This is a genomic window from Streptomyces sp. 351MFTsu5.1 (assembly GCF_000383655.1).
Classification (GTDB): domain Bacteria; phylum Actinomycetota; class Actinomycetes; order Streptomycetales; family Streptomycetaceae; genus Streptomyces; species Streptomyces griseorubiginosus.
In genome coordinates this window covers 72,461-85,859 of sequence record NZ_KB911781.1, presented here as the reverse complement: position 1 = coordinate 85,859, position 13,399 = coordinate 72,461, and the positions used below count along the sequence as shown (strand labels likewise).

Here is a 13,399-nt window from a genome sequence, read left to right as displayed (position 1 = left end):
GAGGTTCTCGTCACGCCCTGTGACCGTCGCTGCACGTGGTGGTCACAGGGCGTTGTGCAACCCTTTCTCGAGTTTCGCCGTCTGACCAGGCGGAGCGACGATGGTGCGGTACGGGTCTTTTCACGACCACGTCTGACCCTGAAAGCAGGGGGTAACCGACCGGACGAGATTCGAGGAGCACATGTCAGCCGAGAGCACGCCGATACCCGGGAAGCCGGGCGGCAAGGGACGTCGCCGCAAACCCCGCAGCAAGGGGCGCAAGGGCCTGCTGGTCACGGCCTGGGTCGCCGCGGGGATCGTCGTGCTGGGCGGCACCGGGGCCGGCTACCTGTACTTCAAGCTCAACGGCAACATCAAGAGCGTCGACATCGACCAGGTCCTCGGCAGCGCCCGGCCCACGAAGGTCGACAACGGCTCCGAGAACATCCTCGTCCTGGGCTCGGACACCCGCTCCGGCTCCAACAGAAAGCTCGGCGGCGGCACCGACGACGGCAGCGCCCGCTCCGACACCGCGATGGTCGTGCACGTCTACAAGGGCCACAAGAAGGCCACCGTGGTCTCCATACCGCGCGACACCCTGATCGACCGCCCCGAGTGCACCGACACCCAGGGCGAGCGGCACGACGCCGCCAAGGGCGTCATGTTCAACTCCGCCTACACCACCGGCGGCGCGGCCTGCGCGGTCAAGACGGTCGAGTCCATGACCGGCATCCGCATGGACCACTACCTGGAAGTCGACTTCAGCGGCTTCGAGAAGCTGGTCGACGAACTCGGCGGGGTCACCGTCACCACGACCAAGGCCATCAAGGACCCCGACAGCCACCTCGACCTCAAGGCCGGCACGCACGAGCTCACCGGCGCCCAGGCCCTCGGCCTGGTCCGGACCCGGCACGGCGTCGGCGACGGCTCCGACCTCGGCCGCATCCAGCTCCAGCAGGCCTTCATCAAGGCTCTGGTCAAGCAGATCAAGAGCGTCGGCGTCCTGAGCAACCCCAAGAGGCTGTACGACCTCGCCGACACCGCCACCAAGGCCGTCACCACCGACTCCCACCTCGGCTCGGTCAACTCCCTGGTCTCCTTCGCCAGCGGCCTCAAGGGCATCAGCCCGGAGGGCATGACCATGGTCACCATGCCGGTCCAGTACGACCCGGCCAACCCGAACCGCGTGCTCGTGCAGCAGACCAAGGCCCAGCAGATCTGGACGGCCCTGGAGAACGACCGGGCGATCCCGAAGTCGGCCACCGAGGGCAACGCGACGGGCCAGGCCAAGGGCGTCGTCACGTCGTAGGACACCGCTGCCGGGAGCGCTGGGAATAGATCACCGCGACCCCTCGTTTTGGGGGATGCGGCCAGTGCTGGCAGACTGGTACGTCGGCCCCGGTTCACGCTCCCGCATCCCGCGGCGGCGACCCGGCGCCCTCCCGAAACTAGGAGACACCTTGAAGCGCGACACCCACCCCGAGTACGTCGAGACGCAGGTCAGCTGCACCTGTGGCGCGTCGTTCACCACCCGTAGCACGATCACCAGCGGCACCATCCGTGCCGAGGTCTGCTCCGAGTGCCACCCGTTCTACACGGGCAAGCAGAAGATCCTCGACACCGGTGGCCGTGTGGCCCGCTTCGAGGCCCGCTTCGGCAAGGCTGCTGCCAAGAAGTAGCGAGCCACCAGCGCCGGTCCACGCCGCACTCCTCGGAGTGCGCCGGGACCGGCGTTTTTGGTCGCCCGCCCACCCCCTTCGTCCGCAGTACAGGAGCCAGAGATGTTCGAGGCCGTCGAGGAACTCCTCGGTGAGCACGCCGAGCTGGAGAAGAAGCTCGCCGACCCGTCGGTCCACTCCGACCAGGCCAACGCGCGCAAGCTGAACAAGCGTTACGCCGAGCTCACCCCGATCGTCGCCACGTACCGCTCCTGGAAGCAGACCGGCGACGACGTGGAGACGGCGAAGGAGTTCGCCGCCGACGACCCCGACTTCGCGGCCGAGGTCAAGGAGCTGGAGCGCACCCGCGAGGAGCTGACCGAGAAGCTGCGGCTGCTGCTCGTGCCCCGGGACCCGTCCGACGACAAGGACGTCATCCTGGAGATCAAGGCCGGTGCCGGCGGCGACGAGTCCGCGCTGTTCGCGGGCGACCTGCTGCGCATGTACCTGCGCTACGCCGAGCGCGTCGGGTGGAAGACCGAGATCATCGACTCCACCGAGTCCGAGCTCGGCGGCTACAAGGACGTCCAGGTCGCCGTGAAGACCAAGGGCGGCCAGGGCGCCACCGAGCCCGGCCAGGGCGTGTGGGCCCGCCTCAAGTACGAGGGCGGCGTGCACCGCGTCCAGCGCGTCCCGGCGACCGAGTCCCAGGGCCGCATCCACACCTCCGCGGCCGGTGTCCTCGTGACCCCCGAGGCCGAGGAGGTCGACGTCGAGATCAACCCCAACGACCTCCGCATCGACGTCTACCGCTCCTCCGGGCCCGGAGGGCAGTCCGTCAACACCACCGACTCCGCCGTGCGCATCACGCACATCCCCACCGGAGTGGTCGCCTCCTGCCAGAACGAGAAGAGCCAGTTGCAGAACAAGGAGCAGGCCTTGCGTATCCTGCGCTCCAGGCTGCTCGCGGCGGCGCAGGAGGAGGCGGAGCGCAATGCCGCCGACGCCCGGCGCAGCCAGGTCCGCACCGTCGACCGCTCCGAGAAGATCCGCACGTACAACTTCCCGGAGAACCGCATCTCGGACCACCGCGTCGGCTTCAAGTCGTACAACCTGGACCAGGTCCTGGACGGCGACCTCGACGCGGTGATCCAGGCCTGCGTCGACGCGGACTCGGCGGCGAAGCTGGCGGCCGCGTAGGACTGCGTCAGGCCGCGCAGTGGGGGTGGCTCATGGGGGGCGGGGTCGCGGGAAAGACGCGGCAGCCGTGGGCGACCCCGGCCCCGGCCGGGCACACCCCCTTAAGGTACGTACGCACGGACCGAGTACGACACGGAGGACTTGCGTGAACCTGCTGCTCGCAGAGGTGGCCCAGGCCACCCAGCGGCTCGCCGACGCCGGCGTGCCCTCGCCGCGCAACGACGCGGAGGAGCTCGCCGCGTTCGTGCACGGCGTGAAGCGGGGCGCGCTGCACTCCGTCAAGGACGCGGACTTCGACGCCCGATACTGGGAGACCATCGCGCGCCGTGAGCAGCGCGAGCCGCTCCAGCACATCACCGGCCTCGCCTACTTCCGCTACCTCGAACTCCAGGTGGGCCCCGGCGTGTTCGTGCCCCGGCCCGAGACCGAGTCCGTGGTCGGCTGGGCCATAGACGCCGTCCGCGCGATGGACGTCGTCGAGCCGTGCATCGTCGACCTGTGCACCGGCTCCGGCGCCATCGCGCTCGCGCTCGCCCAGGAGGTCCCGCGCTCCCGCGTGCACGCCGTGGAACTGTCCGAGGAAGCCCTCCAGTGGACCCGTAAGAACGTCGAGGGCTCCCGCGTCGACCTGCGCCAGGGCAACGCCCTCGACGCCTTCCCCGACCTCGACGGCCATGTCGACCTCGTCATCTCCAACCCGCCCTACATCCCGCTCACCGAATGGGAGTACGTCGCTCCCGAGGCGCGGGACTACGACCCCGAACTCGCCCTGTTCTCCGGCGAGGACGGCCTCGACCTCATCCGCGGTCTGGAACGCACCGCGCACCGGCTGCTGCGCCCCGGCGGTGTCGTCGTCATCGAGCACGCCGACACCCAGGGCGGCCAGGTGCCGTGGATCTTCACCGAGGAGCGGGGCTGGGCCGACGCGGCCGACCACCCCGACCTCAACAACCGCCCCCGGTTCGCGACGGCCCGCAAGGCGATGCCGTGAGCCACTTCCCGAAGACTTCAGAGCAGTACGTGTACGAGGAGGCCCGCTAGACATGGCACGGCGATACGACACCAACGACGCGACCGACCGCACGACCGGTCTGCGCGAAGCCGCGTCCGCCGTCCGCCGTGGCGAGCTCGTGGTCCTCCCGACCGACACGGTGTACGGCATCGGCGCCGACGCGTTCTCCTCGGAGGCCGTCCACGACCTGCTGGAGGCCAAGGGCCGGGGCCGCAACATGCCCACTCCCGTGCTGATCGGCTCCCCGAACACCCTCCACGGCCTCGTCACCGACTTCTCCGAGCTGGCCTGGGAACTGGTCGACGCCTTCTGGCCGGGAGCGCTCACGCTCGTCGCCAAGCACCAGCCGTCCCTCCAGTGGGACCTTGGCGACACACGGGGCACGGTGGCCGTCCGGATGCCGCTGCACCCCGTCGCCATCGAGCTGCTGACCGAGGTCGGCCCCATGGCGGTCTCCTCCGCCAACCTGACCGGCCACCCCTCGCCGGAGACCTGTGACGCCGCCCAGGACATGCTCGGCGACTCGGTCTCCGTCTACCTCGACGGCGGCCCCACCCCCGGCAACGTCCCCTCCTCCATCGTCGACGTCACCCGTGAGGTGCCGCTGCTGCTGCGCGCGGGCGCGATCTCCGCGGACGAGCTCAGGAAGGTCGTACCCGACCTCGAGGTGGCGAATTGACGGCCCCTGACGCGGGGCGTGGCATATGGGACGGGGAAGAGACGCGGACCTTCACGGGGCTCCCGCGGGACAGCTTCCGCATCCTCCACGTCAGCACCGGCAACGTGTGCCGCTCGCCGATCACCGAGCGGCTGACCCGGCATGCCCTGGCGGACCGCCTCGGGGACCCGCTGTGGGGCGGGCTCGTCGTGGAGAGCGCGGGGACCTGGGGGCACGAGGGCGCGCCCATGGAGGCCAACGCGGAGGCGGTGCTCGCCGACTTCGGCGCGGACGCCTCCGGCTTCACCGGGCGTGAACTCCTCGACGAGCACGTCATCATGGCCGACCTGGTCCTGACCGCCACCCGCGACCACCGCCAGCAGGTCATCTCGATGGGCCACTCGGCGGGCCTGCGCACCTTCACCCTGAAGGAGTTCACCCGCCTGGTGAAGGCGATCGACCCGGCGACCCTGCCGCCCCTGGAGGACGGCCTGGTCGTCCGCGCACGGGCCCTGGTCCGCGCGGCGGCGGCTCTACGCGGGTGGCTCCTGGCCCCCACCGCCGAGGCCGACGAGGTCTTCGACCCGTACGGCGCCCCCCTGACCTTCTTCCGCTCCATCGGCGACGAGATAAACGAGGCGCTGGACCCGGTGGTGACCGCGCTGACGGGGGTGCCGGCACGCGCCTGACGCGGACAGGACCCGAGCCGGCGGACGGAGTCCGACGCAGCGGCCCGAAGCCCGGGAGGCCCGCCAGGGCCGAGCGGTGCGAGGGGCGCGTCGGGGATGGGGCTGAACGAGGCGCTGGACCCGGTGGTGACCGCGCTGACGGGGGTGCCGGCGCGTATGTAGGGGCCGGTGGGGGTGCCCTGCGTGTAGGGGGCAGGAGCTCGCACGGGTGCAACAACGGGGCGTACCCGGCGACCCCGGCCTACATTGGGGAGACGTCATCGTCGACGCCCCGGAGTCCACCATGTCGGTCACCCATGCGCCCCAGACCGCCGACGTCCTCGCGCGGCAGGACCCCGAGCTGGCCGAGATCCTGCTCGGGGAGCTCGACCGGCAGGCGTCGACGCTCCAGCTGATCGCGGCCGAGAACTTCTGCTCGCCCGCGGTGCTGGCCGCACTCGGCTCGCCGCTCGCCAACAAGTACGCCGAGGGCTACCCCGGCGCCCGTCACCACGGCGGCTGCGAGATCGTCGACGTTGCCGAGCGGCTCGCGGTGGAGCGGGCGAAGTCCCTGTTCGGCGCCGAGCACGCCAACGTGCAGGCCCACTCCGGCTCCTCGGCCGTCCTCGCCGCCTACGCGGCCCTGCTGCGCCCCGGCGACACCGTCCTCGCCCTGGGCCTGCCCTACGGCGGCCACCTCACCCACGGCTCGCCCGCCAACTTCTCGGGCCGCTGGTTCGACTTCGTCCCCTACGGCGTCGACGCGGAGACCGGGATCATCGACCACGAGCAGGTGCGTACCCTCGCCCGCACCCACCGGCCGAAGGCGATCGTGTGCGGCTCCATCGCCTACCCCCGCCACATCGACTACGCCTTCTTCCGCGAGGTCGCCGACGAGGTGGGCGCCTATCTCATCGCCGACGCCGCCCACCCCATCGGACTCGTCGCCGGGGGAGCGGCGCCCAGTCCGGTGCCGTACGCCGACATCGTCTGCGCCACCACGCACAAGGTGCTGCGCGGCCCGCGCGGCGGGATGATCCTGTGCGGGAGCGAGCTGTCCGAGCGGGTCGACCGGGCCGTCTTCCCGTTCACGCAGGGCGGCGCGCAGATGCACACCATCGCCGCGAAGGCGGTCGCGTTCGGCGAGGCGGCGACCCCGGAGTTCGCCGCGTACACCCGTCAAGTGGTCGCCAACGCACGGGTGTTCGCGGCCGCGCTCGCGGAGGAGGGATTCGTCGTCACCACGGGCGGCACCGACACCCACCTGGTGACGGCCGATCCGGCGCCCCTCGGCGTCGACGGACGCACCGCCCGGGGACGGCTCGCGGCCGCGGGCATGGTGCTCGACTGCTGTGCGCTACCTCACGCCGACAGCCGCGGACTGCGCCTGGGCACCGCCGCCGTCACCACCCAGGGCATGGCCGAGAAGGAGATGACGAGGATCGCCGCCCTGCTCGCGGGGGTGGTGCGGGGGACGGCCGAGAGGGTCCGCGCACGTGAAGAAGTCCGGGACCTGGTCGACGGATTTCCGCCGTATCCCGGCTGAGCGGGGGTATTCGCACCTGCGTGCACAGCCACACGTGCAACCATCGTCGCTACCCGGAAGTCCACAACCATATGCGTCCGTCGCTAGGGTGTGGTGCTGAGATGGCCAGCGAGACCTGTGGGGAAGCCCGTGCGTGAATACCTGCTGACGCTCTGCATCACGGCCGCGGTGACGTATCTGCTGACAGGGCCGGTACGGAAGTTCGCGATCGTGGCCGGAGCGATGCCGGAGATCAGGGCCCGTGACGTGCACCGGGAACCGACTCCGAGACTCGGCGGTATCGCCATGTTCTTCGGACTGTGCGCGGGACTGCTGGTCGCCGACCATCTCACCAACCTCAACGAGGTGTTCGCCAAGTCGAACGAGCCCCGGGCGCTGCTCAGCGGGGCCGCGCTGATCTGGCTGATCGGTGTGCTGGACGACAAGTTCGAGATCGACGCCCTCATCAAGCTCGGCGGCCAGATGATCGCCGCAGGTGTGATGGTCATGCAGGGTCTGACGATCCTGTGGCTGCCGGTCCCGGGTGTCGGATCCGTCGCGCTGACCCAGTGGCAGGGCACCCTGCTGACGGTCGCGCTGGTCGTCATCACCATCAACGCGGTGAACTTCGTCGACGGCCTCGACGGCCTCGCCTCCGGGATGGTCTGCATCGCCGCCGGCGCGTTCTTCCTGTACGCCTACCGCATCTGGTACTCGTACGGCATCGAGGCGGCCGCCCCGGCCACGCTGTTCTCGGCGATCCTGATGGGCATGTGCCTGGGCTTCCTGCCGCACAACATGCACCCGGCGCGGATCTTCATGGGGGACTCCGGCTCCATGCTGATCGGCCTGGTGCTGGCCGCCGGCGCGATCTCCATCACCGGGCAGATCGACCCGGACGCCCTGAAGCTGTTCGCGGGGTCCGAGAAGGCGGCCGTGCACCAGACGGTCCCGGTCTACATCCCGCTGCTGCTGCCGCTGACGATCATCGCGGTCCCGGCCGCCGACCTGATCTCGGCGATCGTGCGCCGCACCTGGCGCGGTCAGTCGCCGTTCGCCGCCGACCGCGGCCATCTGCACCACCGGCTCCTGGAGATCGGCCACTCGCACAGCCGGGCGGTGTGGATCATGTACTTCTGGTCGGCGCTGATCGCGTTCGGCTCGCTCGCCTACTCCGTGAACTCCGCGTCCATGTGGATCGTGCTCGGTGTGGTGTTCCTCAGCGCGATCGGCCTGGTGCTGCTCCTGCTGCCGCGCTTCACGCCCCGCGCCCCGATGTGGGCCCAGGCGTTCGTGCCGCCGCGGTACCGCCGCCGCAGGCGTCCCGTGGTCACGGAGCCCGTGGAGGTGGAGCAGCGCACCCCGGTCGCCGTCGGGGTGGCGGGTGTCAATGGCGCGACCGCCCTGGGGGCCCGCTCCCGGGTGCCGGAGAGGCGTAAGGCCGAGTCGTCGCGCTGACGCCCAAGGTAAGAATCTGACTAAAGCATTGCCAACGCGTGGGAGTTGCTCGGGGCGACAAATCGCCCCCATACCAGACAACTCGACCGTGTTTCTGCTCGGACGCGCGCTTTCACTCTCATGTGTGACAGCTGGCACACCTTCTAGGTAAAGACCGCATCAAATAGTTTGTGATACGGTTCACGAGAACCCGGGACAGAGCCGAAGGACCGTAGTGCGACGGTCCCTTGGCGTGAGGGTCACTCTCAGCCCGGTACTACGCTCGTCCATGACGACACCTGCCCCCCTTTGAAAGCGGAGTTGCCGCCATGCCGTCCAACGACGTCCGGATCCTGGCTCAGGCTGCCGTGCCCACGGCTGCCGTCGGCGCTGTCGCCGCCGTCGTCAGTGGTGTGGTCGCCGGTGGCAAGGGTGCGATCGGGGCGGGTGTGGCGACGCTGGTCGTCATCCTCTTCATGGGAATCGGCCTCTACGTCCTTCAGCGCACTGCCAAATCGCTTCCGCACCTCTTCCAGGCGATGGGCCTGATGCTGTACGCGGCTCAGATCCTGCTGCTGTTCGTCTTCCTGGCCGCGTTCAAGAACACCACGCTGTTCCACCCGAAGGCTTTCGCTCTCACGCTCGTCGTCTCCACCCTGACCTGGATCGCCGCACAGACTCGCGCCCACATGAAGTCCAAGATCCTCTACGTCGAACCCGATTCGGGCACCAAGCCCGAAAAATCCGGGCACTCGTCGTGAGAGGTAGGGCCGGGATAAATGCGACTGAGAGACCCTGCTATCGTCCGGTGCCAACTGCGGCATCGCGGGCGCGGGCATCCGAGCTGACGCCTGCTCGAACGCGAGGCTCGATGCCCCCCGGCCGCCCCCACATCCGTTACACCAGTCCCGTGCCGAACTGCGGCCTACCGCCGCGCCGACACAACGAGGTTGCCGTACCTATGCGCCACGATGAAGGAGCCCGCGGTGAGTGCTGACCCGACGCAGACGCTCGCTTTCGACACGAGCTGTCACCTGTTCGACGGGTGCGGCTTCCCGGCTCCGGGCCTGCACTCGTTCATGTTCGAGCCCCTGTGGGGCGACGCCGACGGCAACGGCTTCTACTTCAACAAGCCGATGCTGCTGGCCCTGCTCGGCTCGGTCATCGTCGTGGGCTTCTTCTGGGCCGCGTTCGCCCGCCCGAAGATGGTCCCCGGCAAGCTCCAGATGATCGCCGAGGCCGGCTACGACTTCGTCCGCCGCGGTGTCGTCTACGAGACGATCGGCAAGAAGGAGGGCGAGAAGTACGTACCGCTCGCCGTCTCGCTGTTCTTCTTCATCTGGATGCTGAACCTGTGGTCGATCATCCCGGTCGCCTCCTTCCCGGTGACCTCGATCATCGCCTACCCGGCCGTCCTCGCCGCGATCGTCTACATCACCTGGGTCTCGCTGACCTTCAAGCGGCACGGGTTCGTCGGGTTCTTCAAGAACGTCACGGGCTACGACAAGTCGCTCGGCGCGGTGCTCCCGCTGGCCATGGTCATCGAGTTCTTCTCGAACCTGCTGGTCCGCCCCTTCACGCACGCGGTGCGACTGTTCGCGAACATGTTCGCCGGCCACACCCTGCTGCTGCTCTTCACGATCGCCAGCTGGTACATGCTGAACGGCATCGGTATCGCCTACTCCGGTGTCTCGTTCGTGATGGTCATCGTGATGACGGCCTTCGAGCTCTTCATCCAGGCAGTGCAGGCGTACGTCTTCGTCCTCCTGACCTGCACCTACATCCAGGGCGCGCTCGCCGAGCACCACTGAGCACCGCCCCCGCCACACCCCCAGAGACATCCGGTGGCCAACCCCCACCGGTCACTGAAAGAGAAGGAAGAACCGGCATGTCCGCTCTCCAGACCCTCGCTGCGGTCGACGGCAACCTCGGCTCCATCGGTTACGGCCTCGCCGCGATCGGCCCGGGCGTCGGCGTCGGCATCATCTTCGGCAACGGCACCCAGGCCCTCGCCCGCCAGCCCGAGGCGGCCGGCCTCATCCGCGGTAACCAGATCCTCGGCTTCGCGTTCTGTGAGGCGCTGGCCCTCATCGGCCTCGTCATGCCGTTCGTCTACTAAGACGAACCACGACGACAGCCCCATTCGACGAAAGGCACTGATGTGAACCACGCACTGGTTCAGCTGGCGGCCGAGGCGGAGAAGGAGAATCCCCTCATTCCGCCGTGGCCGGAGCTCGTCATCGGCCTGATCGCCTTCGTCATCGTCTTCGGCTTCCTCGCCAAGAAGCTCCTCCCGACCATCAACAAGGTTCTGGAAGAGCGTCGCGAGGCCATCGAGGGCGGTATCGAGAAGGCCGAGGCCGCGCAGACCGAGGCCCAGAGCGTCCTTGAGCAGTACAAGGCACAGCTCGCCGAGGCCCGCCACGAGGCCGCGCGCCTGCGCCAGGAGGCTCAGGAGCAGGGCGCCACGCTCATCGCCGAGATGCGCGCGGAAGGCCAGCGGCAGCGCGAGGAGATCGTCGCCGCCGGTCACGCGCAGATCGAGGCGGACCGCAAGGCCGCCGCGTCCGCGCTGCGTCAGGACGTGGGCAAGCTCGCCACCGACCTGGCCGGCAAGCTCGTCGGCGAGTCCCTCGAGGACCACGCCCGGCAGAGCCGCGTGATCGACCGCTTCCTCGACGACCTCGAGGAGAAGGCCGAGGCGGCGCGATGAACGGAGCGAGCCGCGAGGCCCTGGCAGCCGCACGCGAGCGTCTCGACGCGCTGACGGACAACACGTCCGTGGACGCCGGCTCGCTCGCCGACGAGCTGGCCGCCGTCACCGCGCTGCTCGACCGCGAGGTGTCGCTGCGTCGGGTCCTGACCGACCCGGCGCAGGCCGGCGAGGCCAAGGCCGAACTGGCCCAGCGTCTGATCGGTACGCAGGTCGGCGGCCCCGCCGCGGACCTCGTCGCCGGCATGGTGCGCTCCCGCTGGTCGCAGTCGCGCGACCTGGTGGACGCGCTGGAGGAGCTGGCGAACATCGCCGACCTCACCGCCGCGCAGCGGCGGGGCACGCTCGACAACGTCGAGGACGAGCTGTTCCGGTTCGGCCGGATCGTCTCCTCGAACACCGAGCTGCGCGCCGCACTGACCAACCGCACCGCCTCGGCCTCGGCCAAGCGCGAGCTGCTCGGCAGCCTGCTCGGCGGCCGTGCCGATGCGACGACCGAGCGTCTGGTGACGCGCCTTGTGGCCGCGCCCCGGGGACGTAGCCTGGAGTCGGGACTCGAGTCCCTGTCCAAGCTCGCCGCCGAGCGCCGGGACCGCATGGTGGCCGTCGTCACCTCGGCGGTTCCGCTGAGCGACCGGCAGAAGCAGCGCCTGGGCGGTGCCCTGGCCAAGCTCTACGGCCGCCAGATGCACCTCAACCTCGACGTGGACCCCGAGGTCCTCGGCGGGATCCGGGTGCAGGTCGGTGACGAGGTCATCAACGGCTCCATCGCGGACCGTATCGAGGACGCCGGCCGCCGCGTGGCGGGCTAGCAGCAACTTCACAGCAGTACGTACGGACGACGGCCCTGGTTGGGCCGTACATGAAGAATCCTGGGGGTCGCCCCCAGACCCCCAAAGTGAAACTTCGGGCCCAACAAGGAGAGCAGGGAACCCAGATGGCGGAGCTCACGATCCGGCCGGAGGAGATCCGGGACGCGCTGGAGAACTTCGTCCAGTCGTACAAGCCGGACGCGGCCTCGCGCGAGGAGGTCGGTACGGTCACCCTTGCCGGCGACGGCATCGCGAAGGTCGAGGGCCTTCCCTCGGCCATGGCCAACGAACTGCTGAAGTTCGAGGACGGCACCCTCGGCCTCGCGCTCAACCTGGAAGAGCGCGAGATCGGCGCCATCGTCCTCGGTGAGTTCAGCGGCATCGAGGAGGGTCAGCCGGTGCACCGCACCGGTGAGGTCCTCTCCGTGGCTGTCGGCGAGGGCTACCTCGGCCGCGTCGTCGACCCGCTCGGCAACCCGATCGACGGCCTCGGCGAGATCGAGACCAGCGGTCGTCGCGCGCTTGAGCTGCAGGCTCCGGGCGTCATGGCCCGTAAGTCGGTGCACGAGCCGATGGAGACCGGCTACAAGGCCGTCGACGCGATGACCCCGATCGGCCGCGGCCAGCGTCAGCTGGTCATCGGTGACCGCCAGACCGGCAAGACCGCCCTGGCCGTCGACACGATCATCAACCAGCGTGACAACTGGCGCTCCGGCGACCCGAAGAAGCAGGTCCGCTGCGTCTACGTCGCCATCGGCCAGAAGGGTTCGACCATCGCCTCCGTGCGTGGCGCCCTCGAAGAGGCCGGCGCGCTGGAGTACACGACCATCGTCGCCGCCCCGGCGTCCGACCCGGCCGGCTTCAAGTACCTGGCGCCGTACACCGGTTCGGCCATCGGCCAGCAGTGGATGTACGAGGGCAAGCACGTCCTCATCATCTTCGACGACCTCTCGAAGCAGGCCGACGCCTACCGCGCCGTGTCCCTGCTGCTGCGCCGCCCGCCGGGGCGTGAGGCCTACCCGGGTGACGTCTTCTACCTGCACTCCCGTCTGCTGGAGCGCTGCGCGAAGCTCTCCGACGAGCTGGGCGCCGGCTCGATGACCGGTCTGCCGATCGTCGAGACGAAGGCCAACGACGTCTCGGCGTTCATCCCGACCAACGTCATCTCCATCACCGACGGCCAGTGCTTCCTGGAGTCGGACCTCTTCAACGCCGGTCAGCGCCCCGCGCTGAACGTCGGTATCTCCGTCTCCCGAGTCGGTGGTTCCGCGCAGCACAAGGCGATGAAGCAGGTCTCCGGCCGTCTGCGCCTGGACCTCGCCCAGTTCCGTGAGCTGGAGGCGTTCGCCGCCTTCGGTTCCGACCTGGACGCCGCGTCGAAGGCGCAGCTGGAGCGCGGTCAGCGTCTGGTCGAGCTGCTCAAGCAGCCGCAGTACCAGCCGATGGCCACCGAAGACCAGGTCGTCTCCGTGTGGGCCGCCACCACCGGCAAGATGGACGACGTCCCGGTGAACGACATCCGCCGCTTCGAGAAGGAGCTCCTGGAGTACCTGCACCGCAAGGAGCAGGGCCTCATGACCTCCATCAAGGAGGGCGGCAAGATGTCGGACGACACGCTCACCGCCATCGCCGACGGCATCGCGGACTTCAAGAAGCAGTTCGAGACCTCGGACGGCAAGCTTCTCGGCGAAGACGCGCCGGCCGCCACGGCCAAGTGACGACGGAAGGGACCTGACT

Annotated in this window: 14 protein-coding genes; all 14 read left to right on the top strand. The window is 69.2% G+C overall.

The genetic code is table 11. The annotated features are described in order from the left end of the window. Positions 1-181 precede the first annotated feature (181 nt). Positions 182-1,288: an LCP family protein gene (locus H295_RS0117210; protein ID WP_020136575.1), complete on the top strand. Its 1,107-nt coding sequence runs from the start codon at positions 182-184 to the stop codon at positions 1,286-1,288. 151 nt (positions 1,289-1,439) lie between these two features. Continuing rightward, positions 1,440-1,658 (top strand): 50S ribosomal protein L31, encoded by a 219-nt coding sequence (gene rpmE, locus H295_RS0117205; RefSeq protein WP_020136574.1) that lies wholly within the window; start codon positions 1,440-1,442, stop codon positions 1,656-1,658. A 102-nt stretch (positions 1,659-1,760) separates the two neighbouring features. After that, a complete protein-coding gene (gene prfA, locus H295_RS0117200) occupies positions 1,761-2,837 on the top strand; it encodes a peptide chain release factor 1 (RefSeq protein ID WP_020136573.1) in 1,077 nt (358 codons plus the stop codon). Between the two features lie 145 nt (positions 2,838-2,982). Further along, a complete protein-coding gene (gene prmC / locus H295_RS0117195; protein ID WP_020136572.1) occupies positions 2,983-3,828 on the top strand; it encodes a peptide chain release factor N(5)-glutamine methyltransferase in 846 nt (281 codons plus the stop codon). Positions 3,829-3,880: 52 nt separating this feature from the next. Continuing rightward, a complete protein-coding gene (locus tag H295_RS0117190) occupies positions 3,881-4,528 on the top strand; it encodes an L-threonylcarbamoyladenylate synthase (RefSeq protein ID WP_020136571.1) in 648 nt (215 codons plus the stop codon). Continuing rightward, positions 4,525-5,196: a low molecular weight phosphatase family protein gene (locus H295_RS0117185; RefSeq protein WP_020136570.1), complete on the top strand. Its 672-nt coding sequence runs from the start codon at positions 4,525-4,527 to the stop codon at positions 5,194-5,196. Before H295_RS0117190 ends, H295_RS0117185 begins: the two co-directional genes overlap by 4 nt. 283 nt (positions 5,197-5,479) lie before the next feature. Then, a complete protein-coding gene (gene glyA / locus H295_RS0117180) occupies positions 5,480-6,721 on the top strand; it encodes a serine hydroxymethyltransferase (protein ID WP_020136569.1) in 1,242 nt (413 codons plus the stop codon). A 129-nt stretch (positions 6,722-6,850) separates the two neighbouring features. Beyond that, the gene (locus H295_RS0117175) at positions 6,851-8,158 is read left to right on the top strand and encodes an MraY family glycosyltransferase (protein ID WP_020136568.1); all 1,308 of its coding nucleotides are present in this window, start codon (positions 6,851-6,853) and stop codon (positions 8,156-8,158) included. Between the two features lie 308 nt (positions 8,159-8,466). Continuing rightward, positions 8,467-8,898: a hypothetical protein gene (locus tag H295_RS0117170; protein ID WP_020136567.1), complete on the top strand. Its 432-nt coding sequence runs from the start codon at positions 8,467-8,469 to the stop codon at positions 8,896-8,898. A gap of 210 nt (positions 8,899-9,108) precedes the next feature. Beyond that, positions 9,109-9,948 carry a F0F1 ATP synthase subunit A gene (gene atpB / locus H295_RS0117165; protein WP_020136566.1) on the top strand — a complete coding sequence of 280 codons (840 nt, stop codon included), beginning with the start codon at positions 9,109-9,111 and terminating at the stop codon, positions 9,946-9,948. 77 nt (positions 9,949-10,025) lie between these two features. Beyond that, positions 10,026-10,256: an ATP synthase subunit C gene (locus H295_RS0117160; RefSeq protein ID WP_020136565.1), complete on the top strand. Its 231-nt coding sequence runs from the start codon at positions 10,026-10,028 to the stop codon at positions 10,254-10,256. 42 nt (positions 10,257-10,298) lie between these two features. Further along, positions 10,299-10,850, top strand: coding sequence for a F0F1 ATP synthase subunit B (locus H295_RS0117155; protein ID WP_020136564.1), 552 nt, complete (start codon positions 10,299-10,301; stop codon positions 10,848-10,850). After that, the gene (locus H295_RS0117150) at positions 10,847-11,662 is read left to right on the top strand and encodes a F0F1 ATP synthase subunit delta (protein ID WP_020136563.1); all 816 of its coding nucleotides are present in this window, start codon (positions 10,847-10,849) and stop codon (positions 11,660-11,662) included. Before H295_RS0117155 ends, H295_RS0117150 begins: the two co-directional genes overlap by 4 nt. A 125-nt stretch (positions 11,663-11,787) precedes the next feature. Next, complete coding sequence (gene atpA / locus H295_RS0117145; protein ID WP_020136562.1) at positions 11,788-13,380, top strand: F0F1 ATP synthase subunit alpha; 1,593 nt, start codon at positions 11,788-11,790, stop codon at positions 13,378-13,380. Positions 13,381-13,399: the final 19 nt, after the last annotated feature.

Excerpts from the sequence above, each read along its gene's own strand:
- H295_RS0117170 (WP_020136567.1), top strand. The coding sequence starts at position 8,467 with ATGCCGTCCAACGACGTCCGGATCCTGGCTCAGGCTGCCGTGCCCACG.
- glyA (WP_020136569.1), top strand. The coding sequence starts at position 5,480 with ATGTCGGTCACCCATGCGCCCCAGACCGCCGACGTCCTCGCGCGGCAG.
- H295_RS0117150 (WP_020136563.1), top strand. The coding sequence starts at position 10,847 with ATGAACGGAGCGAGCCGCGAGGCCCTGGCAGCCGCACGCGAGCGTCTC.
- prfA (WP_020136573.1), top strand. The coding sequence starts at position 1,761 with ATGTTCGAGGCCGTCGAGGAACTCCTCGGTGAGCACGCCGAGCTGGAG.
- H295_RS0117190 (WP_020136571.1), top strand. The coding sequence starts at position 3,881 with ATGGCACGGCGATACGACACCAACGACGCGACCGACCGCACGACCGGT.
- H295_RS0117210 (WP_020136575.1), top strand. The coding sequence starts at position 182 with ATGTCAGCCGAGAGCACGCCGATACCCGGGAAGCCGGGCGGCAAGGGA.
- atpB (WP_020136566.1), top strand. The coding sequence starts at position 9,109 with ATGAAGGAGCCCGCGGTGAGTGCTGACCCGACGCAGACGCTCGCTTTC.
- H295_RS0117160 (WP_020136565.1), top strand. The coding sequence starts at position 10,026 with ATGTCCGCTCTCCAGACCCTCGCTGCGGTCGACGGCAACCTCGGCTCC.
- atpA (WP_020136562.1), top strand. The coding sequence starts at position 11,788 with ATGGCGGAGCTCACGATCCGGCCGGAGGAGATCCGGGACGCGCTGGAG.